We start from the raw sequence: 22,652 nt of genomic DNA, 5'->3' as shown, positions 1-22,652 counted from the left end.
TCGATGATTCTAATCTTATATTTATTTTAATATATCATGTCTATATTTCGGAATATACATTTATATATTCTAATAAAGTTATATTTTAATTAGCTATAATTATATACCTATTATATAACTAATTTATATAGTAAGTATATTTACGCGCAGACGGGTCGGATCGACACGCCAGACATTTACTCGCGCCTATTTTATGAAATCGAAGCCGTAGCAAGTTCTGCTAAAGCGGGCCTTTGCCGGTGGATACCGGATAGATCAAAGCTGTATCGGCGGGCAGTCCAGTGGGCTGGCCGCCGCGGAGGGGCTTCACACTTTTGCTGGAAATACTTTTTTCCCTACGCATTTCCGAACGCAAAACCGCTTCGCACTTTTGCTGGAAATGCTTTTTTCCCTACGCATTTCCGAACGCAAAACCGCTTCGCACTTTTGCTGGAAATGCTTGTCAGCTCCACCCGCCGCCATAGGTGCGGTAGAACACATGAAGGCCGATCTTGGTCAGCTTCTTCATGGTGGGTGCCCAGAAGGGCTTCACATAGGTCGCATGATAATGCGTGGCCGAGCCCACTTCCGGCAGCCATATCTGACCGGACGACACCGTCTTCGCCACCTGCTGCGCCATACGCCATTGCGGCATCTCGGTAACACGATGTTTCTGCCCGTCGCAGGCAAAGGAGAACTGGCAGGCATTCAGCCAATCGCGGTTCTGATAGACCACCCCGCAAATGGTGCCCGGATAGGCCGGGTTGCGCACGCGGTTGAGCACGACCTGCGCCACAGCCACCTGCCCTTTGACCGTTTCGCCACGCGCCTCGTAGTAAACGGCTTCGGCAAGGCACTTCTGTTCGCCCTTGCTAAATGCCGAAGGCGGCAACGGAGTTGCCGCCCAGTCGTGATCTTCCTGTCCGATGGGCGGGACGAAACGCCCCTCGCTCGGGTCTGGTTTCAGAATACTCTCAAACGGAGATGTTTTTCCATAATCAGGCGCAGACGGTGCATAACCCAGCGCCAGCACATCCGGCTGGTCGTTGTTGATCAGCTTGGCCAGTTGCACCGGCATTTCTGCGCGCGGCTTTGGCGGCTTCACGGCATGGAAGGCCATGGTGATGCCAATTTCCTTGCCTTCAAGCTTGCTGGAAAAGGCCATCTTGGTGTCGGTCTTTTCCGGCGGGCGGGTAATCATGCTGATCTTGTCGAACATGCTGCCCGCGGTGAACGCCTTGGCGGGCGCTTTTGGCTGCACCGAGACCAGACGGCCCGTCTTGTCGGCGCGGTTGATGCGGTTTTCGTCCGGGTTGGGATCATCCGGGCCGAGCTTCGCGGTCTTCTTGCCGCCCGAAAGCGCTACACGACCGATGCCCGGCACTTCGATGCCATTGGTGGCGATGCTGCCGGTGACGGTCGTTGCATCGACAAAGGGCATTTCCGCCTGATGCACCGAACCAACGGGAGCCTTGGCGACATAAGCCGTCCAGCGATGCGTGCCGAGATCGGCAGACGGCACGAGGCTCGCCATATCCTGAAAGGCAATCGCATTGGAATTGAAGAGATAGGCGAAGGCTGTGAGCACCAGCGGGATCAGACGCTGCGGCTTGCGGGCGACGTGACGCGGCTTTGCGCGCACGGCATAATAGCGACCATCCTCCGGGCAATAGCCCGTGACAGGATAATGCCATACCGGCTCGGCAACGGCCTTCCGTCGGCCAAACAGCGCTCGTATCGACACAAGACGCACCGCACACTCCACTCACACAGACTTCAGTTCTCGCGCACAGGTTCCGAAGCCGTTTCTCGCTTTTCGGGATGTGCTTAACGAAGCCGATAATGGAGTATTAACCTTGATGGATCGTTAACGGAGTTTTGTTTACCCTTTGAAAATATTGATTAATTTTGAATTAACACTGTCCACCCGGCGATTGTTTTCATTGCGTTTTTGGATCACAATGGTCAAAACAGATCGGGTGGGATAATAAACCATCTCATTTAAAATGCCCGCACAAGAATACCTCCTCACGATCAGAGCAGCCCTATGATCAAGAAAACCCTCGCCGCCGTCGTGCTCATTGCTGTTGCGTTGTTTGGCTATACCAAGGTCATGGCGCGGGTCAGCCTCGTCGAGCCGCCCGTCGCCGCCCCGGCAGAACAGCAGGCCGATGCAATCCGTGTTGAAAAGGCCAGCCGCCAGATGACCCTGCTCCGCCAGGGCCAGCCCATTGGCGCCTATCGCATATCGCTCGGCAGCAATGGCGATGACGGCCACAAGCAGCGCGAGGGCGACGAGAAGACACCCGAAGGACAATATGTCATCGACTGGCGCAACCCGCGTTCCATGGCGCATCTGAGCCTGCATATTTCCTACCCGAACGAAGACGACAAACGGGCCGCCGCGGCGGGCGGTTATGCGCCGGGCGGCAATATCATGATCCACGGCCTGCCGAATGGCTGGGGCTGGCTGGCGTCCGTGCATCGTCTGTGGGACTGGACCGATGGCTGCATTGCCGTCACCGACGCGGAAATGCGCGACATTTGGGCAAGAGTGCCAAACGGCACCCCAATCGAAATCCTGCCGTAAACCTCTTAGAGCCTGAAGCAAAAAGCGGCATGTGTGTGCGAAAATGGAGATTTTCGAGTATCGTAAGGAGAAAACTGCCATTTGCAGCCACACAGGGCGACTTTTGGAGCAGGCTCTTACTGCTCACGAATAATCCGGCTATGCTCCCTGAACGACAGCAATCGTTCGGAGGGGAATGATGACCGCTATCTTCAAGACGGCCTGCATCAATGGTTTCATTGCAATGGCGTTTCTGGCATCGGCGGGGAGCGCCTTCGCCAAATCGCCCTGCGATGGGGTAACCACGAGCTTGACCAAGCAACAGCGGTCTAATTACTCGGCCCTGATTGCCAAAAGCCTCCGCAAGAAGGTGAAACCAACTGCGGTCAAAATCGACAGTTTCATGCAAAGCGGTGACTGGGCAGTCGTTTATGCCGATGTTCCGGTAGCCGACCCCGGCTATTTCTTCTTCAACCTGTCAGGCAAGACACCGCAGCTTAAAGACGTCTGGGGCGGCATGGCCGACAGGAGTGAAGTGCCGGATCTGGTCAAATGGGCCAAAAAGCTTGGCGCGAATGCAAAGATTGCCAGCTGTTTTGCCGATACGGCGACAGCATCCTAAGGCGCTCGTCTGAACTGAGCGCCCTTGGCAATCACTTCACCGACCAGCGGTCGATATCGGCGTCCTGTCCGATCAGCGCCAGACCCGTGGCAATCGAATCGAACTGGTTGGAGCTGGTCACCGCCGCATCGGGGAAACGGCTTTCGAATGCGGTGCGGATGGCCGGCACGAAGGACGTGCCGCCCGTCAGGAAAACGCGGTCGATATTACCGGATTGCAGTCCGGCCTTTTCCACGGCTTCGTCAACCGACTGTTCGATCTGGCGCACATCCTCGGCGATCCAGTTTTCAAAATCGTTACGGGTGATATCCGAGCGGATTTCAAAGTCGTCGGCCTTGAAATGCAGTTCCGCCATGCGTTCGGATGAGAGGCGAACCTTCAGGTTCGAAACGGCGCGATAGATTTCGTAGCCGTAATCATTCTCGATCAGATTGATGAAATGCTCCAGCGCGTCCGGCTCGACCGCCTGCTTGGCAAGCTCGGTCAGGTCGCGGATCGTCGCGGGCGAGTTCATCAGGAACAGCGTGTTCCAGCGCGCGAAATTTGCGTAATAATGGTTCGGCATGGTCAGGCGTTTGCCGAAGGACTTGTACTCCGTGCCCTTGCCGAGCAATGGCGAAACCGCATTATCGATGATGCGGTAGTCGAATGTATCTCCCGCAATGCCAAGACCGGTCTGGCTCATCGGCGTGAAGGAAAGACCGCCCTTGCCCACCTCGAAGCGCACGATAGAAAAATCGCTCGTGCCGCCGCCAAAGTCGGCTACCAGAACTGTCGAATCCGCCTTCAGTTCCTGCGCATAGAAATAGGCCGCGGCCACCGGTTCATAGACATAGTGAATGTCGGTGAAGCCAAAGGCGCGAAACGCCTTTTCGTAGCGCTGCATGGCCAGCTGCTCGTCCGGCGAGCCGCCTGCGAAGATAACCGGACGCCCGACCACCACGCGATTGCCCTTTGGCGGCAGCCTGTCGCCGAGGCGCGCGGCAACCGTTTCGAGGAATGTCGTCAGAATATCCTCGAATTTGAACCGTTTGCCGAAAACCGGCGTGTCGGTAAAGGATTTGGACGCCGCAAAGGTCTTGAAGGATTGCAACATGCGCGTCGAATGCGGCGCATTGACAAAAGCATCCATCGCCCATGGGCCGCTTTCCACCGTGCGCTCGCCGGTTTCGCGATCCTGCCAGAAACAGAGGATCGAGCGATAGCCAGTAACTTCGGCGCCATCCTTGACGACGCTCAGCACAGCCGCCGTGCCATCTGGGCTTGCAACCGACAGAACCGTGTTGGTGGTGCCGAAATCGATGCCTAATGTCACGCCATCAAATGGGCTCTCAATAGCCTTCGTCATCGCTGCACCTTTTGGGAGAAAATCGGGGAGCGGGCGGATTAGCAGACCAAGGCAGGTTACTCAAGGCGGCGCGTAAACAAATGTCCGAACCGGCCTAAGAGTGAATTATATAAAAGAAAAAGCCCGGATCACTCCGGGCTTTTTTACATGATGCTTATCGCTTCTTCTTGGCTCGGCCCGCGAACGGATTGTCCGAGGTGCGCAGCGCAAGGCGGATCGGCACGCCCGGCATATCGAATGTTTCGCGCAGGCCGTTGACCAGATAGCGCACATAGGATTGCGGCATCGCGTCGGGACGCGAGCAGGAGACGACGAAGCCCGGCGGGCGGGTCTTCACCTGCGTCATATATTTCACCTTCAGGCGGCGACCAGAAACAGCTGGCGGCGGCTGATGGGCAATCACGCCTTCCAGCCAGCGATTGAGGCGGCCCGTCGAAATGCGGCGGTTCCATATCTCATGGGTCTTCACGACATTTTCCATGAGCTTGTCCAGACCCTGGCCGCGCTCACCGGAAATCGGCACGGCGCGCAGCCCGCGCACCTGCGGCAGAAGACGAGCCGTCTTTTCGTAAAGATCGGCCAGAACCATCTGGCGATCTTCGATCAGGTCCCATTTATTGAAGGCGATGACCGGCGCGCGACCTTCACGAATGATGAGATCGGCGATCTGCAAATCCTGCTTTTCAAACGGGATCGTCGCATCAAGCACGATGATCACCACCTCGGCAAAGCGGATGGCGCGCAGGCCATCGGCAACCGAAAGCTTTTCCAGCTTTTCCTGCACGCGCGACTTGCGACGCAGACCGGCAGTGTCGAACAGCTTGATCTTGCGACCGTGCCATTCCCAATCGACCGAGATCGAGTCACGGGTGATACCCGCTTCCGGGCCAGTCAGCAGGCGGTCTTCGCCGAGCATGGTGTTAATCATCGTGGACTTGCCCGCATTCGGGCGTCCGACAATGGCAATGCGCAGCGGCTTGGTCGCATCATAGGCCGGGATGACTTCTTCATCCGGGTCCTCGATGTCGTCGCCGATCAGCTCGCCGACCGCCTTTGGCGTGAAGACTTCGTCTGCGGCTTCCGCTTCTTTTTCGTCGGCGAAGACGCGTTCTTCGCCCAGAAGTTCGACAATGGCGTCGCGCAGGTCGGGCATGCCCTGACCATGTTCAGCGGAGATCGGGCACGGTTCGCCGAGACCAAGCTGGAAGGCGTCATAAAGGCCCGACTGCGCGCCGCGCGCTTCGGCCTTGTTGGCCACCAGCACCACCGGCTTGCCGGACCGGCGCACCAGTTCAGCAAAGGTGTTGTCGGCAGGCGTCAGGCCGTTCTTGGCATCGACCACGAACAGCACCGCATCAGCTTCGCTGATGGCAGCTTCCGTCTGGGCGCGCATACGCGCTTCCAGCGAGTCATTGGCGGCCTCTTCGAGACCAGCCGTGTCGATCACCTGAAACTTGAGGTCGTAGAGCTTGGCGTCATGGATGCGCCTGTCGCGCGTGACGCCCGGCAGGTCGTCCACCAGCGCCAGCTTGCGGCCGACGAGACGATTGAACAGCGTGGACTTGCCGACATTGGGACGCCCGACGATTGCGAGAGTGAAACCCATGAACGAAAATTACTCCAGAAAGAAACAGGGCCGGTTCAAGACCAGCCCCGAAGGTAGCCTTTGTTTAACTTTGAGCCGCAACGCCTGCGCTGCGCATCAGGTCCAGCATCGTATTGGCGCGCTGACGGATATTGGCCTGCGCCATACCGTCATCGGCGATCTGCTTGAACAATTTGGCCGCATCGTCGAAACGTTCGGCCTTCCAGGCTGCGAGGCCAAGGGCTTCGCGCGCGCTGGAGCGCATCGAATTGCCATCGGCAGACAGGGTTTCAACCCGCTTGGCGACATCGTCATAAGAACCGCTATCGACCAGCAGATAACCCGCCCGCAAACGCGCCACATCGCGCAGCGCACCCGGCACGGCATTGTCGGCAGCGATATCGTCAAACGCCTTCACGGCGCCAGCCGCATCGCCCTTGCTGGCAAGGACGGAGGCCGCACGCAGGCGCGCCAAAACCGGATAAGACCCGTAGCCAGTCTTTTCCAGATCGTCGAGCGCAGCAAGCGCTTCATCGTTCTTGCCTGCCGATGCAAGGTCAAGCGCCGCAAGGAACTTGTCGCCGGAAGCAGAGGCCTTGCTGTCGGTCCAGTGCTGGTAGCCGACCCAGCCGGCAGTGCCCAGAACGATTGCAACGGCAGCACCGATCACGATCGGGCCGAAATTCTTCCAGACCTGCTTCGCCCGTTCCGAACGGAGTTCCTCGTTTACCTCGCGAATGAAACTGTCGTCTGCCATGGACCTGCCATTGTTCTTGAATCTGATTTACGAAATAGCTGTTCTGGCGCTTTTAGTCGGAATTGTCGCCATATGTAAGACCCGTCCGCGAAATAAGCATATTGAGCCCTGCGTAAAAGTGAATTTCGGTCCGACCTTCGCCATATTCAAGGGATAGCCGGGTCACTGGCCCCTTCCCGGCCTTGGATTTTCCCGGTATTTGATGGCAATGCGCGTTTTCTTCCCCAAAACTCTCCTCGCTCTTTCCCTCTCGGCGGCTTTTTGTGCGCCTGCCGGGGCCACATCACCGGAAACAACGGCCAGCAAAACGCAATATGTGCTGATTTCCTTCGACGGCGCGCATGACAATGCGCTTTGGACGCGCTCGCGCGAGCTTGCGAAGAAAAACAACGCTCGTTTCACTTATTTCCTGTCATGCGTCTTTCTGATGACCCGCAAGGACCGCGCCAGCTATCAGCCGCCGCACAAAAAGGCGGGCGTATCCAATGTCGGCTTTGCCCAAACCCGCGATGAAATCGCCACCCGGCTTGGCAATATCTGGCAGGCGCATCTGGAGGGCAACGAGATCGCCAGCCACGGCTGCGGCCATTTCGACGGCACGAGCTGGTCCACCGCCGACTGGAACAAGGAGATCGGCGCGTTTCGCCGCATCGTCGCCGACGCCTACAAAAATAATGGCATAGACGGCGAGCCGGAAGGCTGGCGCAACCTCGCTCTCAACGGCATCAACGGCTTTCGCGCGCCCTATCTCGCCGCTTCGAAGCCGGTGCAGGACGCACTCAAGGCCAATGGCTTCCGCTATCAGGCATCATCCGTCACACGCGGGCCGGAACTGCCGCAGATCGCCGGTCAATTCGCATCTTTCGGTCTGCCGCTGATCCCGGAAGGCCCGTCAAAGCGACCGATCGTCGGCATGGATTACAATCTCTATGTCCGCCATTCCAAGGCTAAGGAAATGCCTGACCAGTCGGCAGCGTTCGAAGAGCGCGCCTATAAGGCGTTTCGCGCCGCCTTCGACAAGCAATATGACGGCGAGCGCATTCCCTTGCAGCTTGGCTTCCATTTCGTGCTGATGAATGACGGCGCATACTGGCGCGCCATGGAGCGCCTTGTTTCGGAAGTCTGCACTAAGGCCGACGTCAAATGCACCACCTATGGCGATTATCTGAACAGCCTCGACAAGAACACCGGCTCGAACATTCAGAACCGGTCGTAACCGGCGTTTTTCCAAACCCTCGTGCTTCGAGACGGCGCTGACGCGCCTCCTCAGCATGAGGGTGTTGGCGCTCTTTAGCATGAGGGTGTTGGTGCCCTTCCCTAAACGCCCTGCGGCGCCTCGAGATTTTCGCGATCCAGCGTCGGCAGCTGCTCGCCATGGATGGTCGCCTCGAAGGCGCGAAGGCGCTTGTAGATCGACAGAAGCTCGATGATTGTCGTCCAGGAATTGACCAGATACTGGAACGAGCCGCGCACCTGATCGAAGACGTTCAAGATCTGGTTCATCAGGCCCAGGGTCAGCTTGCCTGCCACAATGGACGGAATGAGGATCAGGGTCGGGAAAATATTATCCGCCTGAATGTAGAAGATGCGGGCGACGTTGAAATAGACGTAGTGGAAATAAAGCCGGAAATAATTATGCCGGACATTGCGGAACAGTTCCTGCATCGTCACCGGCGCGGCGCGGTCTTCGTGATCCTCACCATAGACCAGCTCCTTACGATAGGCTGCTTCCACGCGCTGATTGTTGAACTCCAGCCCCGGTAGCTTGATGCCGACCAGCGCCAGAAAACCGGTGCCGAAGGCGGCCCACAAAACGGCCGCCCAGACAAGCGCATGCGGAATAGCGCCGATGATCGGCAGTTCATTGACCTTTTCCGAAAAGGTGAACAGGACCGGCAGAAAGGCGATCAGCGTCATCACGGATTTCACAAGGCTGACGCCCAGCTGTTCCAGCGTGGAGGAGAACCGCATCGTGTCTTCCTGCACGCGCTGCGCGGCGCCTTCGATATGACGCAATCGCGGCCAGTGGCTCATATAGTAATTGTTCATCGCCGTGCGCCATCGGAAGATATAATGGCTGACGAAGAACAGGCTGAGCACGCTCACCGTGACCGCGATGAAGGCGATGCCAGCGAATTCGACCATCCCCCAGTAAAAATCGGCGGCTGTCACCGAACCCGGCGTCGACAGCGCCTTCTGCACCATGTCGTAGAATGGTCCGTACCAGGCGTTCACCGCAACACTCACCTGCACCGAAAAATAGGTCGTGAACAGGATCAGTGCCGAACCGAGGATCGACCAGCGCTGCCATGGATGCGGTGAAAACAGCGCCCAGAAAGCGTAAAACGCAAAGGTCGCCACGGCGAAATAAATGTAGAACCAGAGAAACGGCGCCGACCAGAAAAGGCTTGCGCCGATGATCGGCGCGGCGTCCGGCGCGGCGGGCGGCAGGCCGAAAAGACGCCCGAGATTTTCGCCCCCCATATACCAGCCGAACACGGCCAGCAGGCTCCAAAGAACGACAGATGGAAAAAACAGTTTTGGGCGGGGGAAAAAAGATACGAACACGAAAGCGGTCCCGATTCTATGGGGTTATCGCCCCCATAGAATGCTTCTCGCAGCGCCTTTGCCAGTTAAATGTTTGTAAGATTTTGACAGAAACCTTTTTTAGATTCCCAATTTTGCAGTTCTACTTGGCCTTTTGACCGGCCAGCACGCCAATGACGGCGACTGCCACCAGCGAGAAGGCGGCGGCAAGGCTGGCCGAGGTGAAGGAGCCGGAACGCTGCGCCATGTAACCGGCGACCAGTGGCCCGACAATCTGCCCGATGCTGAACGATACGGTCATGCGCGCCAACGCCCGCTTCGGCGAGGCGGGAGCCAGAACCCGCGCGATCTGGAGACCGAACGCGGTCAGCGCCATGAAGGTCATGCCGAGAAGCGCACCGCCGACCAGCGGACCGACAGGCGGGGCGATGACGACGCTTGCGGCGACACCGATAGCTTCCAGTAGCGCCGTCAGCGCGAAGGCATTGAACAGGCCGAACTTCTTCGCCGCCGGAGACCACAGCCAGATCGACGGCGCGGCGGTCAGGCCGGTGACGATCCACACGGCTGCTTCCATCAGCGGCCCGCCATCATTGGCGCGCACGATGGCGATCAGAAAGGTGGCGGTGATGACATAACCGAAGCCGAAAATGCCATAGGCGAGCGCCAGCGCGTTGAAGGCAAAGCTTTTCGGCAAAGCCGGTTCACGCGCGTTGCCGCCGTTGCCGCGCGGTCCCTCGCGCACCAGAAAGACCACTGCCGCCAGCATGACCAGCGTAAGCAAAGCCGCGCCGATCCAGTCCGCACGCCAGCCAAGGCCGGAAAAGCGGATGGCCGCCACCAGCACCGCCGATATGGCGATACCGCTGCCCACGCCGCCGAAATGCAACGCGCCAAGCCCGCTGCGCTCGGCGGCAGTCACATGGCTGAGCACGATGGCCGTGCAGAGGATCATGGTCACGGCGCTGGCGAAACCGGCGGCAAAGCGGATCGCGGCAAACATCCAGACGCCGTCGAACAGTGCCATGGCGGCGCAAAGTGCGGCGCTGATGATCAGGCCGGTGATCACGCTGGCGCGCTCTATGCCTGCCGACCAGCCATAGCCTGCGGCAACAGCGCCTAGCAGATAGCCGATATAGTTGGCGGAAGCGATGAAGCCCGCATCGGCGGCGTTGAAGCTGAGATCAGCCATCATGCCCGGCAGGATCGGCGTATAGATGAAACGCCCGATCCCCATTGCAGACGCCATGGCGAGAAAACCGCCCAGCGCATAACGGATCGCCGTCTGGTGTTGAGCGGTATTGGGGGAGGATGACATTGAAAAATCCGAACGGGAGAAAGCAGACTTAAGGAAGTTCGACTTAGCACTGCAGTGCTGGTAGAGCACTGGATCATGCACGGCAAAATACCCCTCAAGCGCGGGCACACAATTGAATTTTTCTGATGGTAGCTATCAACAATAGCCAGCAATGATCAGCTGGTAGCTGGCGCCAGCCCTAGCAGAACAAACGCGCCCATGGAGCGTCACATAGATTACTTCATAATATTTGACACAATTCCGCCAAATAAATCTATAAAATAGCGCAATATTTCATACAAATATTATTTTTACTTATTTATCATAAATGGTAGTTGAATAAAATGAAGACAAAAATCTGTATTTTATTATTGTTAAGTGCACTTACGGGATGCGCAGGGGACAGAACATATGATGCTTCTTCTCTTTCTCCCAGGAACAATGGAGTTTCCGCCATTGAAAACGAAGCGATCCAACGGCAAAGGCAACTCGCCGCCGAAGCGGGTTCGATACGTGCCCAAACCGAACTCAATCGACCACGATCACATCCATGGGATTAGCACCCGTTTCGACCTGATCGCATCAGATCAGCGCCCCAGGCTTTGGGCTTAACGCGCAGCTTCATCGCTCAGGCGCTTCGCCTCCTTCGGCCCGACCGGCACGCTGTCCGGAACACCGGAATGCAGGAAGTGCAGCAGCGTATCCTGCACCGATTCCAGCCGGTGCACGCAATCGCGCCAGCCGAAGGGAATTTCCTTCGGCACGGGCGGAATGCGCTGCGGCGCCACGCCTTCATCCAGCGAACAATTGGCGATGATGATCTGCAACGCCTCGCTGACCCATGGCGGCGGAGGCGCTTCCTTCTTGCGCAGCGCATTACCCAGTGCTTCGCCGAACAAGAGCGCTGATGCATAAAGACGAATGCCGCGACGGTCATAACGACCGGCCATTTCGGTCACTTCGCGCGCCGCCAACCGCCCGCGCAACGACCAGCGCGCATTGCTGCGCGCAAGCGCAATGCCGTCACCCAGTGCAATCACCGCGCGATGCGCGGAGGTGAACTGGTTGATCGCGTTTTGCGCGCGTGCCGCGTCCTCCTTGTCGAGCGCGATAGCCGCCTGTTTCAGCCCGTTGGCCAGCCGGTCCAGCAGGCCTCGCGCCGCCCGGTCGATCAGCCGCACCGGGTCCGGTGTCAGCAAGATCTGGCTGAACAGAAGCCCGACACCGGCCCCCACCAGAACGTCGATCAGGCGCGTCACACCCGCCACCTGCGGCCCCATGGCGAGCACCAGAATGGCCGAAACACCGGATTGGATGGCAATTGCCGGCGCCATGCCGAACGAGGTTGCCAGCACCATGGCGATGAAGGTCACCACCGCCATATGCACGACGAGAACGGTTTCCGGCAGCAGCAGCGACAATTCTCCCGCGGCTACCCCTGTCGTCACGCCGACCATGACGCCGATGGCCTGCTTGCCATGGTTTGGCAGGTTGGGCGCAAGGCAGATCACCGCCGTGACCATGGCGAAGACCGGCCTTGGCTGACCGAGAAGCCACTGGCAGATCAGCCACGCCACAGCCCCACCAATGGAAGCAATCAGCGCATCGCGCCAGCTCACCGACCATTGCTGGACAACCTTGTTCACGCGCTGATGCATGGGGTTTTCTCCGCTTGGGCAGGCCTATCCGCAGATATTTATGGCAGAAGCCCGGCAGCTCAAGCCTTGAAGAACGCCTCATACTGATCCGGCTTGAAACCAACCGTCAGCACGCCGTCCCTGTCGAGCACCGGGCGCTTGACCATGGAGGGCTGTTCCAGCATCAGCGCCCGCGCCTTGGCGGCATCGACACTCTGGCGTACATCTTCGGGCAATTTGCGGAAGGTCGTGCCAGCGCGGTTCAGAAGCTGTTCCCATGCGACGGTTTTAAGGAAACGGTCGAGCGTTGCCGCATCCAGCCCTTCCTTCTTGTAATCGTGAAAACCATAGTCGATGCCATGGTCCTCCAGCCATGTGCGCGCCTTCTTCATGGTGTCGCAGTTTTTGATACCGTAAATGGTCACGCTCATGGTCGACTCCTTCAATCCATTGCGCGATCAAAGGCTAATACGCGTTTCGGTTCAACCCCTTATGTCGTCCTATCGCGCATCGTGAAAGATTATGCCCAGCGTATGTCGCATGCCGGAGCGGATACGGCTGACGCCGTGCCGCATCTTGACCCGGTAGTCGCCACGCGTACCCTGCACCGGGCGATCATTGACGGCGAAGATAACCGCGTCACCCTGTTGAAGCGGCACCACCTCCGCCCTGCTCTGCATGCGCGGGCGTTGCTCGGTGAGCACGAATTCGCCGCCCGAAAAATCCTCGCCCGGCTTTGACAGGAGGATAGCCACCTGTAACGGAAAGGCGATGTCGCCATAAAGGTCCTGATGCAAACAATTATAATCCCCCTCGCCATATTGCAGGAGAAGCGGCGTCGGGCGTAACTGACCGGCTGCGTGGCAGCCTTCCAGAAAGGCGTCATGGGTCGGCGGATAACGGATGTCGCTGCCCATTCTCCGGCTCCACGCATTGGCGATGCGCGCGAGCTGCGGATAGAGATTTTCGCGCAGGCCCGCAATTAAGGCAGGCAGCGGATAGGCGTAATATTTGTATTCGCCGCGCCCAAAACCGTGCCGCGCCATGGAAATGGTGGTGCGAAATACGGCGGAATCATGCCATTTCGTGGCAAAATTGTGGCATTCGCTATCTGAGAGGAGTTTCGGGAGAATAGCCGTACCGAATGTGTCGAGTTCGGCGCCGATCTTCTCCCAGTCATAAGCGGCGACTTTTGCCGCCGCCGTTTCGTGATCGCCACTCATGCTTCACGCTCCCGCTTCAGGAGGTCGCGCTTGCGCTCGACACCCCAGCGATAGCCGGACAGTCCGCCATCATTGCGCACGACACGATGGCAGGGCACCGCGACGGCGATCTTGTTGGCGGCGCAGGCCTGCGCAACAGCGCGAACGGCTTTCGGCGCGCCGATCCGTTCGGCAATATCCGTATAGCTTGCTGTTTTTCCTGCCGGAATTTCCCGCAAGGCCTGCCAGACACGCTGCTGGAATGCCGTGCCGCGCAGATCGAGCGGCAGATCGAGACCAATGCCCGGCGCTTCGACAAAGCCGACCACCTGCGCGATCATGTCCTCGAAGTCGCGGTCGGCCCCGATGAGATTGGCTCTCGGAAAGCGCTTTTCCAGATCGCGGATCAGGTCTTCCGGGTCGTCGCCCATTAAAATGGCGCAGACGCCTTTGTCGCTCGCCGCCACAAGCACTGCGCCAAGCGCCGATTGCCCAATGGCGAAACGAATGTCGGCATCCTTGCCGCCCTGCCGGTAAGCCTTTGGCGTCATTCCGAGAATCCGGTCTGAGGCTTCGTAGAAGCGGCTGCTGGAATTGTAACCCGCATCATAGATTGCATCGGTGACGCGGATTTCCGGCGCGTCGAGCGCCACACGCATTTTGCGGGCGCGATGCGCATCGGCATAAGCTTTTGGCGTCAGCCCGGTGAAGGCTTTGAAAATGCGGTGGAAATGCGCGGGGCTGGTCTTCACCGCATCTGCGATTTCCTCCAGGGACGGCACTTCTTCCGCCGCCTCTATATAGCGGCAGGCAGCGGCTACAATTTCGACATGGCGCGCATTGTTCTGCGTCGCGAGCGTTTCAGTCAGATGCGGCTTGCAGCGCAGGCAGGGGCGAAAGCCTGCCCGCTCCGCATCCTCACAGCGGTCGAAAAACTGCACGTTTTCGCGCTTTCCTCGCCGCGACGGGCAGGACGGGCGACAATAAACGCCAGTGGTGCGCACGGCATAAACGAAGGCGCCGTCCGACGCCTTGTCGCGTCCGAGCACCTTCTGCCAACGGCTTTCATCGGGATCGTGCTTTGCGAGTGTCATAAGGTTCATGTCCGTGTTCCTTCTTTATATGAACCAGACATAGAAGCTTACAAGGGCGCTCACACTCCGCTGCTTGCTTTCAAATTCGCATCACGCTTTACGCGCATCCGCGATAGCTGCGATCAGTTCCTGCTGCTTCATGACCCCGCCATAGAGCTTGGTGCCGATGACGAAAGACGGGGTGCCGCTGAAATTAAACGCTTCGCCCTGATTCATGTTGCGCTCGAGTATGTTGTTGATGCGCTTGGAATCCGCCTTATAGGCCGCCTGAAGCTTGGCCGCGTCCAGACCAGCCTTCTTCAAGGCTGCATCGACCTGTTCCTTGGTCAGACGGCCCGGCGTGGCCATCATGGCTTCCATCGCCTTGGCGTAATTACCGGATTTTTCCGCCGCCAGAACAAGCCGCGCCGCATAGGCTGACGTTTCGCCAAAGATGATCCAGTCCTTCAGCACCAATCGCACATTGCCGTCATCCTTGACGACGCGCATCAGTTCGCCATGGCCCTTTTTGCAATAAGGGCACTGATAGTCGAAATATTCGACGATGGTGACATTGCCATTCGGGTTGCCGAGAACCGGGATTTCGGTGTCGTAAAGAACCTCGGCCACGGTCGGAACGGCCTGTGCCAAACCTTGCACGCCCGAAAGGCCGAGCGTCGCAACGGTTCCGGCTGAAACAGCCAGCATCTGACGACGATTTATCATGAACTCACTCCCGTACCGGATTGCGACTTGTCGAGCACCACAACGCGGGCGCCCGTCGGGGCGCGCTTGTAGAGATCGAGAATGTCCTGATTGAAAAGGCGGATACAGCCCGAGGACGCCGCCTTGCCGACCGACCACGGTTCGTTGGTGCCATGGATGCGGTAGAGCGTGTCCTTGCCGTCGCGATAGAGATAGAGCGCGCGGGCGCCAAGCGGATTGCGAATGCCGCCTTCCAGACCATTGGCATATTTCGCGTAATGATCGGGATTGCGCTTGATCATATTGGCGGTCGGGGTCCAGCGCGGCCATTGCGACTTATAGGCGACCTTGGCTACGCCCTTGAAGGTCAGTCCGGCGCGGCCAACACCGACCGAATAGCGCATGGCCTTACCGCCCGGCTGCACGAGATAAAGATAGCGCGCATAGGGATCGACAATGATGGTGCCGACCGGATGGTCGGTCGCGTAATCGACCTGCTTGCGCAGGTTGCGCTCGGCAATCTTGTTCACGTCGAGCGCGGGAATGAAGTTCTTTCCGTCGGTGACGGCACCATACATCACTTCATATTCGCTGCGCGCCGTCTGTACTTCCGGTTCCGCAACGGCCGCGACTTGCACCGGCTGCGGTTCTGCCACAACCGGCTGAACCATCGGCGCGGGCATAACAACCGCGACCGGCTGCTCGGCGGAAGTGGTCGTGCAGGCGGCTGCCGCCAGTGGCAGCGCAGCGACAGTGGCAATGCGCAACAGCCGCGCTGCAATACGATATCTATCGTCCCCGCGTTTCATAATAGTCCAAGCCCCCGGCATCATCTTCAATCCTTGTTTCTGCAATTACATCCGGCCATCGGCTGTGAGACCAACCGACCGGGCAATGGTGGCAGACGTGACATCGCCCACCAGTCTCGTCCCCTCCCGCTCGCGGCTTGCCTTGTCGAAGAAAATCATCGTCGGCGGGCCAGCCACTTTCAGCTTCGCCATCAGGTCGGCATTGCCACTGGTGAGATCGGAAATATCAGCCTTGATGAGCTGATAGCCGTTCAGGCTTTTCTTCACATCGGCATCCGGCAACACACGCTTTTCCACGGTGGAGCAACTCACGCACCAATCCGCCGTGAAATAGACCAGTGTCGGGCGCGAGCCTTCCACTGTCGCAAGCTTCTCCTGAAGGGAAGAAACCGTATCGACCGGCGCGAATCGCAGCTCGGTCCTATTCTGGTTGTCGCCACGGTTAGCGAATGCGGCCAGCGGTTGCAACGGATCTCTGCCGCCCGAGGCAAGACCGAGCATCAGAATGGTTGCGTAGACGAAGGCCGCCGCGCCAATCGTGCGGGCCACCACGCTGTGCCCCGGCACTTTGAGAAAGGCAAAACTTGCCACGCCGAACAGCAGCATCGCCCAAAGCGCCATGTCCACGCCTGACGGCAGAAGCGGCGCGGCCATGAAGATGGCGGTTGCCAGAAAACCGAAGCCGAAAATCTGCTTCACGGTTTCCATCCATGCGCCTGCGCGCGGCAAGGTGCCCGCGCCAAGGGTCGCGAAAGCGATCAACGGCAGGCCCTTGCCGATACCGAGCGCAAAGAGGGCCCCCGCACCCAGCGCGATATTGGCCGTCTGTGCAATATAGAGAAGCGCGCCCGCCAGTGGTGCGGTCACGCAAGGACCGACGATCAGCACCGACGAAAAGCCGAGTATGACGGCGGAGCGCTTGGAGCCTGTGCGCTGGCCAGTCTGCGCGGAAACCGCGCTCACCCACTGGCTTGGAAGCTGGATCTGGAACAGGCCGAACATCGACAGGGCCAAAAGCGTGAACAGCCCCGCCAGAGCAAGCGCTGTCCATTTCGATTGCAGGACCATTTGCAGATTCTGTCCCGACCAGCCAGCGATTGCCCCCACCAGCGCAAAGCCCAAAGCCAGACTGACCACATAGACGGAGGACAGGACGAAGCCGCGTTTTGCCGTCAGCTTTTCACCTTCGCGTGCCAGTGTTCCGGCAACGATGGGATAGATCGGGAAGACACAAGGCGTGAAGGCCAGCAGCACCCCGAAAGCCAGAAATGCCGCGATAACAAAGCCCGTGCCGCCCTCAGCCAGCAGGTTTTCGACCATGCCCTTTTCCGGCGCGAGCGCAAAGGCCTTGCTTTGTGCGCCAGGGGTCGGCGGGACCGCGGCTCGCGTGAAGGCCGAACTCTGCCCGAATGATTTCGCCAGATTTCCCATCTGGCTGGAAACCGCCAGCGTCACCGGATCGACCGTCCGCGTTTCAGGCCGGTAGCAGATGCCGTCTTCCTGACAGCCCTGATAGGTGATTTCCATCGGCGCGGTTTGCGCGTTCACGCTGGCGCTGGCATAGCGATAATAGACTTCAAGCCTGCCGAAATTCGGATCATCCTTGGCAATGCCGGGCTGTGTATCGACATCGAGCGCATTGCCCTTGTCGTCCTTCGCGGCAATATGATCGCGATAGAGATAATAGCCTTCGGCAATGGTCCAGCCAAGCACGAGGCGTCCGTCGGCATCTTTCGTCACGCCGAGACGAAAGGCTTCGTTCACCGGCAAGGGGCCTGCGGCAAAGGCGGACGAGCACGCCGTGAAGATCAGGAGAGCCAAACACGCAAGGCTCGCAGAAAGACGCATTCCGGTTTTCCGAACTGATTCGTAGAAAATTGATTATGCTGTAAAAGGCGAATGACGCCGCCACCTTAAGGCAGCCTTAAGCTGGGTTGCCGACAAGCCCGGGCGGTTTAAAACGACAAACAAGGCGAAAACAGGAAGACCAATGCGCATTCTGGTGGTTGAAGATGATGCAATCCTGCTCGACGGCCTGTCCGTCGGTCTTGGCATTGCCGGTTTCACCGTGGATGCGGTCTCGACCTGTGGCGATGCGGAAGCAGCCCTCGCCGCGCAGAATTACAATGCTGTCGTGCTCGATCTCATGCTGCCGGACGGGTCCGGCCTCGACATTCTCAAAACCATGCGGCGCGGACGCGACGATACGCCGGTGCTGCTTCTGACCGCCCGCGATCAGGTGCCGGAACGCATTGCCGGGCTGGACGCCGGTGCCGACGACTATGTCGGCAAGCCGTTCGATCTGCATGAGCTGGCCGCCCGGGTGCGTGCTGTTGCGCGGCGCGGTGCCGGTCGCGCCAATGCCGTGCTGGAATGGCGCGGCGTCGAGCTTGATCCGGCGGAAATGTCGGCGCGTTTTAACGGCGAACCGCTGCGGCTGACGCGGCGCGAATTCTCGATCCTGCGCGCCCTGATGGAGCGCCCCAATGCGACGCTTTCGAAATCGTCGCTGGAAGAAGCGCTTTATGGCTGGCAGGAGGAAGTAGAGAGCAATGCGGTGGAGGTCCATGTCCACCACCTGCGGTCCAAGCTCGGCTCCGATTTCATCGAGACGGTGCGCGGGGTCGGCTATCGTCTGGCGGGAGCCTGCGCATGAATTCGATCCGTGGCCGTCTGACCGGCATTCTGATCGGCGTGACCTGTATCGTCTGGCTGGTTGCGGTGGTGTGGATTCACATCACCACGCAGGCGCAACTGGAAAAGGTTCTGGATGCGCGTCTGATGGAAGCCGCGCGCATGGTCAATTCACTATTGAGCGATCACCGTGTCGAAGTCGGCCCGAACGGCGATGGCGGCCAGCTTTCGCTAAAACCCATGCCGGAATTTTCCGACTATGACCGGCAGCTTTTCTGCCAGATCTGGGCGCTGGACGGCAAGCTGGTCGGGCGCTCAGAAAGTGCGCCCATCACACGGCTGACCAATGTGGCAAACGGCTTTTCCAACACCGTTGTCGACGGCGAGCGCTGGCGGGTCTTTGCGGTTGAAAACACGCAGCTCGGTCTGCGCGTCATGGTCGGCGACAGTCTCTATGTCCGTGAAAGGCTGGTGCGCACGGTGGTGACGGGGCTGGCCGTGCCAGCGCTTCTGGTGTTGCCGCTACTTGCGGGCATGATCTGGCTTTGCGTGCGGCGCGGGCTCAACCCGTTGAGCAACCTTGCCGCCGTGCTGTCGAAACGGCAGGCGCAGGATTTGCGCCCGCTGCCGGAAGACAAACTGCCGAAAGAAATAGCCCCTGTCGTAACGGCGCTGAACGGGTTGTTCCACCGTGTCGAGGAAGCGCGCGAGCGCGAGCGCAACTTCGCGATCTTCGCCGCCCATGAGCTGAAGACGCCGCTCGCCGGACTGAAGACGCAGGCGCAAATCGCCGAAAGCGCAAAGGACAAAGCCGTGCGCACCAATGCGGTGCGCCAGATTGCGGCGGGCGTGGACCGCACCAGCAGGCTGGTCGGTCAACTGCTCGATCTTGCAGCGCTTGAAACCAGCGACGAAGCCGAGACACCAGTGCCGGAACCGGCCTGCAAGCTTCTGCACACCATCGCCACCGATATGCGCATGCTCGGCGCGCAGCGCGGCGTCGCCATCGAATTGCTGGAGGGGATGCCGCTTGTGCAGATGCCGTTCCCACATCTCTTCACGCTTGCTGCGCGCAACCTGATCGAAAATGCCGTGCTGCATTCCCCGGTGGATGGCTTCGTGCGCTGCGGCTTTACCGTCGCGGACGACCGCCTCACCCTTACCGTCGAAGACAGCGGCCCCGGCATTCCCGACAATGAAATGCCGCATGTGACGGAACGCTTCTTCCGTGGCAAGCACCGGCAGGATAATGGCAGCGGCCTTGGGCTTGCCATCGTGCACATGGCGGTGACGCGCATGGGCGGCAGTTTTGCTCTGGTCAACCGTTCCGATGGTGGTCTTCGCGCCTCTATGATCGTCCCGGTGACATAAGCTCCGGGACCACTTCCCTCCCTAGAAAATCGTCGTTGATTAGGATCAATGACAGCACGCCACCGAGCGCAGATAGACATCCTGTCGCTACAACTGCCCCTGACGGGCGGTCTTCGTTACGCGCTGCGAGGGGATTTCATGAAATACGCCGCTGGAACAGTCCTATCCGGTCTGGGAGCGCTTTTTGCCGTGCTTCTGGCCGGATTTTCCCATGACGAGCTGTTCAGAACCCATATGTGGATTCTGTTCGTCGTGCTCGCCATTTTCACCATTCTTCTGATGCGTAATGCCGATTACGGTCTGACGCCGAAAAAGACGGACCAGTCTGTCTATATGGATGGCCCGATCCGCTACGGCGTGATCGCCACGGTGTTCTGGGGCGTTGTCGGCTTCCTCGTCGGCGTCGTTATCGCAGCCCAGTTGGCTTTCCCGGATCTCAATCTGGAACCATGGCTGAACTTCGGTCGGGTGCGCCCACTGCACACTTCCGCCGTCATCTTCGCCTTCTGCGGCACCGCGCTCATCACCACATCCTTCTATGTGGTGCAGCGCACCTGCCGCGCCCGTCTGTTCGGCGGCGATCTGGCCTGGTTCGTGTTCTGGGGCTACCAGCTTTTCATCGTCATGGCCGCCACCGGCTATCTGCTCGGCATCACACAGAGCCGCGAATATGCCGAGCCGGAATGGTATGTGGACATCTGGCTCACCATCGTCTGGGTCGCCTATCTGGTCGTGTTCCTCGGCACGGTCCTGAAGCGCAAGGAGCCGCATATCTATGTGGCCAACTGGTTCTTCCTCGGCTTCATCATCACCATCGCCATGCTGCATATCGTGAATAACCTTGCCGTGCCGGTCTCCCTTCTTGGCACCAAGAGCTATTCCGCCTTCTCGGGCGTTCAGGATGCGCTGACGCAATGGTGGTACGGCCACAATGCCGTCGGCTTCTTCCTCACCACCTCGTTCCTCGGCATGATGTATTATTTCGTGCCGAAGCAGGCGAACCGTCCAGTCTATTCCTACCGCCTGTCGATCATCCACTTCTGGTCGCTGATCTTCCTCTATATCTGGGCTGGTCCGCACCACCTGCACTATACCGCCCTGCCCGACTGGGCGCAGACGCTGGGCATGGTGTTCTCGATCATGCTGTGGATGCCGTCCTGGGGCGGCATGATCAACGGCCTGATGACGCTTTCGGGCGCATGGGACAAGATCCGCACCGATCCGATCATCCGCATGATGGTGGCGGCCATCGCCTTCTACGGCATGGCGACCTTCGAAGGTCCGCTGATGTCGATCAAGGCGGTCAATTCGCTGTCGCACTATACCGACTGGACCATCGGGCACGTCCATTCCGGCGCGCTTGGCTGGAACGGCATGATCACCTTCGGCGCAATCTATTATCTGGCTCCGAAGTTGTGGAACCGCGAACGCCTCTATTCGGTGCGCATGGTCAACTGGCACTTCTGGCTCGCTATTCTCGGCATCGTGCTCTACGCCGCCGCCATGTGGGTTGCGGGTATCCAGCAGGGCCTGATGTGGCGCGAATACGACGACCAGGGTTTCCTCGTCTATTCCTTCGCAGAAACGGTCGCCGCGATGTTCCCTTACTACGTCATCCGCATGACTGGCGGCCTGCTCTACCTCACGGGCGGTCTCGTCATGGCCTGGAACGTCTATCAGACCATTCGCGGAAAGCTGCGCGATGAAGCGCCGATTGCCGGCGCAACCCCGGCCAAGCCGACACCAGCGATGCAGCCTGCGGAATAAGGATCGAACACACATGTCCTTTCTGAAAAAACATGCCGTAATCGAAAAGAACGCAACGCTGCTGCTGGTTGGATCGCTGACCGTGGTGCTGATTGGCGGCATCGTGGAAATCGCGCCGCTGTTCTATCTCGAAAACACCATCGAGAAGGTGGAAGGGATGCGACCCTATTCACCGCTCGAGCTTGCCGGGCGCAATATCTATGTGCGAGAGGGGTGCTATCTGTGCCACAGCCAGATGATCCGCCCCTTCCGCGACGAGGTGGAACGCTACGGGCATTACAGCCTTGCGGCGGAATCCATGTATGACCACTCGTTCCAGTGGGGTTCCAAGCGCACGGGGCCAGACCTCGCCCGCGTCGGTGGCCGCTATTCCAACGAATGGCACGTCCAGCACCTGATCCGCCCGCGCGACGTGGTGCCGGAATCGGTCATGCCGGGCTATGGCTTCCTGAAGGATACGCCGCTCAGCGCCGACACCATTGCCGCCGATCTCAAGGCCAATGTCGCGGTGGGCGTACCCTATACGCAGGACATGATCGACAATGCGCTGGCCGACCTGAAGGCACAGGCCGATCCCGAAGCGGATACATCCGGCGTCGAAGCCCGCTATCCGAAAGCAAAACTTGGCGATTTCGACGGCAACCCGGCTGCTTTGACCGAGATGGATGCACTCGTCGCCTATCTCCAGATGCTCGGCACGCTGGTCGATTTCTCGACCTACGACCAATCCCCCAAAGCGCGATAGGAGCC

The 22,652-nt window shown here is 58.9% G+C and carries 20 protein-coding genes; 7 read left to right on the top strand and 13 right to left on the bottom strand.

Annotation, left to right across the window (positions count from 1 at the left end):
- Positions 1 to 442 precede the first annotated feature (442 nt).
- Positions 443 to 1,732, bottom strand: a complete 1,290-nt coding sequence (locus HWD97_RS12065; RefSeq protein ID WP_371835055.1) for a cell wall hydrolase — start codon at positions 1,730 to 1,732, stop codon at positions 443 to 445.
- A gap of 294 nt (positions 1,733 to 2,026) precedes the next feature.
- Here HWD97_RS12065 and HWD97_RS12060 point away from each other — a divergent pair, with 294 nt between their 5' ends.
- Positions 2,027 to 2,569, top strand: a complete 543-nt coding sequence (locus tag HWD97_RS12060; RefSeq protein ID WP_371835054.1) for a murein L,D-transpeptidase family protein — start codon at positions 2,027 to 2,029, stop codon at positions 2,567 to 2,569.
- A 175-nt stretch (positions 2,570 to 2,744) separates the two neighbouring features.
- A complete protein-coding gene (locus tag HWD97_RS12055; RefSeq protein WP_371835053.1) occupies positions 2,745 to 3,170 on the top strand; it encodes a hypothetical protein in 426 nt (141 codons plus the stop codon).
- 31 nt (positions 3,171 to 3,201) lie between these two features.
- Here the strand turns inward: HWD97_RS12055 and HWD97_RS12050 are convergent, their stop codons facing one another.
- From HWD97_RS12050 to HWD97_RS12040, 3 genes are all read right to left on the bottom strand, one after another.
- On the bottom strand, positions 3,202 to 4,518 hold the full coding sequence (locus HWD97_RS12050; RefSeq protein ID WP_371835052.1) for an Hsp70 family protein: 1,317 nt from the start codon (positions 4,516 to 4,518) through the stop codon (positions 3,202 to 3,204).
- Positions 4,519 to 4,672: 154 nt separating this feature from the next.
- The gene (der, locus tag HWD97_RS12045) at positions 4,673 to 6,124 is read right to left on the bottom strand and encodes a ribosome biogenesis GTPase Der (RefSeq protein ID WP_140025397.1); all 1,452 of its coding nucleotides are present in this window, start codon (positions 6,122 to 6,124) and stop codon (positions 4,673 to 4,675) included.
- A gap of 64 nt (positions 6,125 to 6,188) precedes the next feature.
- Complete coding sequence (locus HWD97_RS12040; protein WP_140025396.1) at positions 6,189 to 6,860, bottom strand: tetratricopeptide repeat protein; 672 nt, start codon at positions 6,858 to 6,860, stop codon at positions 6,189 to 6,191.
- A gap of 208 nt (positions 6,861 to 7,068) precedes the next feature.
- On the opposite strand from HWD97_RS12040, the gene HWD97_RS12035 reads away from it, so the two are divergent.
- Complete coding sequence (locus HWD97_RS12035; protein ID WP_371835059.1) at positions 7,069 to 8,076, top strand: polysaccharide deacetylase; 1,008 nt, start codon at positions 7,069 to 7,071, stop codon at positions 8,074 to 8,076.
- A gap of 101 nt (positions 8,077 to 8,177) precedes the next feature.
- Here the strand turns inward: HWD97_RS12035 and sbmA are convergent, their stop codons facing one another.
- From sbmA to dsbD, 9 genes are all read right to left on the bottom strand, one after another.
- A complete protein-coding gene (gene sbmA / locus HWD97_RS12030; protein WP_371835051.1) occupies positions 8,178 to 9,428 on the bottom strand; it encodes a peptide antibiotic transporter SbmA in 1,251 nt (416 codons plus the stop codon).
- A 121-nt stretch (positions 9,429 to 9,549) separates the two neighbouring features.
- The gene (locus HWD97_RS12025; RefSeq protein WP_371835050.1) at positions 9,550 to 10,725 is read right to left on the bottom strand and encodes a YbfB/YjiJ family MFS transporter; all 1,176 of its coding nucleotides are present in this window, start codon (positions 10,723 to 10,725) and stop codon (positions 9,550 to 9,552) included.
- A 587-nt stretch (positions 10,726 to 11,312) separates the two neighbouring features.
- A complete protein-coding gene (locus HWD97_RS12020) occupies positions 11,313 to 12,362 on the bottom strand; it encodes an aromatic acid exporter family protein (protein WP_371835049.1) in 1,050 nt (349 codons plus the stop codon).
- 59 nt (positions 12,363 to 12,421) lie between these two features.
- On the bottom strand, positions 12,422 to 12,772 hold the full coding sequence (locus tag HWD97_RS12015) for an ArsC family reductase (RefSeq protein ID WP_109368409.1): 351 nt from the start codon (positions 12,770 to 12,772) through the stop codon (positions 12,422 to 12,424).
- A 69-nt stretch (positions 12,773 to 12,841) separates the two neighbouring features.
- Positions 12,842 to 13,564 (bottom strand): 2OG-Fe(II) oxygenase, encoded by a 723-nt coding sequence (locus HWD97_RS12010; protein WP_371835048.1) that lies wholly within the window; start codon positions 13,562 to 13,564, stop codon positions 12,842 to 12,844.
- Positions 13,561 to 14,646, bottom strand: a complete 1,086-nt coding sequence (gene ada, locus HWD97_RS12005) for a bifunctional DNA-binding transcriptional regulator/O6-methylguanine-DNA methyltransferase Ada (RefSeq protein WP_371835047.1) — start codon at positions 14,644 to 14,646, stop codon at positions 13,561 to 13,563. Before ada ends, HWD97_RS12010 begins: the two co-directional genes overlap by 4 nt.
- 81 nt (positions 14,647 to 14,727) lie before the next feature.
- A complete protein-coding gene (locus tag HWD97_RS12000) occupies positions 14,728 to 15,342 on the bottom strand; it encodes a DsbA family protein (protein WP_109368406.1) in 615 nt (204 codons plus the stop codon).
- Positions 15,339 to 16,130 carry a L,D-transpeptidase gene (locus tag HWD97_RS11995; RefSeq protein WP_371835046.1) on the bottom strand — a complete coding sequence of 264 codons (792 nt, stop codon included), beginning with the start codon at positions 16,128 to 16,130 and terminating at the stop codon, positions 15,339 to 15,341. Before HWD97_RS11995 ends, HWD97_RS12000 begins: the two co-directional genes overlap by 4 nt.
- Before the next feature lie 45 nt (positions 16,131 to 16,175).
- Positions 16,176 to 17,978: a protein-disulfide reductase DsbD gene (dsbD, locus tag HWD97_RS11990; RefSeq protein WP_371835045.1), complete on the bottom strand. Its 1,803-nt coding sequence runs from the start codon at positions 17,976 to 17,978 to the stop codon at positions 16,176 to 16,178.
- Positions 17,979 to 18,120: 142 nt separating this feature from the next.
- Here dsbD and HWD97_RS11985 point away from each other — a divergent pair, with 142 nt between their 5' ends.
- From HWD97_RS11985 to ccoO, 4 genes are all read left to right on the top strand, one after another.
- Positions 18,121 to 18,786, top strand: a complete 666-nt coding sequence (locus tag HWD97_RS11985) for a response regulator transcription factor (protein ID WP_121537316.1) — start codon at positions 18,121 to 18,123, stop codon at positions 18,784 to 18,786.
- The gene (locus HWD97_RS11980) at positions 18,783 to 20,135 is read left to right on the top strand and encodes an ATP-binding protein (RefSeq protein ID WP_371835044.1); all 1,353 of its coding nucleotides are present in this window, start codon (positions 18,783 to 18,785) and stop codon (positions 20,133 to 20,135) included. The genes HWD97_RS11985 and HWD97_RS11980 overlap by 4 nt, the downstream gene beginning before the upstream one ends.
- A gap of 138 nt (positions 20,136 to 20,273) precedes the next feature.
- Positions 20,274 to 21,902: a cytochrome-c oxidase, cbb3-type subunit I gene (ccoN, locus tag HWD97_RS11975; RefSeq protein WP_371835058.1), complete on the top strand. Its 1,629-nt coding sequence runs from the start codon at positions 20,274 to 20,276 to the stop codon at positions 21,900 to 21,902.
- Between the two features lie 13 nt (positions 21,903 to 21,915).
- Complete coding sequence (ccoO, locus tag HWD97_RS11970; RefSeq protein WP_109368400.1) at positions 21,916 to 22,647, top strand: cytochrome-c oxidase, cbb3-type subunit II; 732 nt, start codon at positions 21,916 to 21,918, stop codon at positions 22,645 to 22,647.
- Positions 22,648 to 22,652 lie beyond the last annotated feature (5 nt).

This window comes from Ochrobactrum sp. C6C9 (genome assembly GCF_022627935.1).
Lineage (GTDB): Bacteria > Pseudomonadota > Alphaproteobacteria > Rhizobiales > Rhizobiaceae > Brucella > Brucella teleogrylli.
The sequence above is the reverse complement of the archived record's forward strand: the minus strand, read 5'-3'. Positions and strand labels throughout refer to the sequence as shown.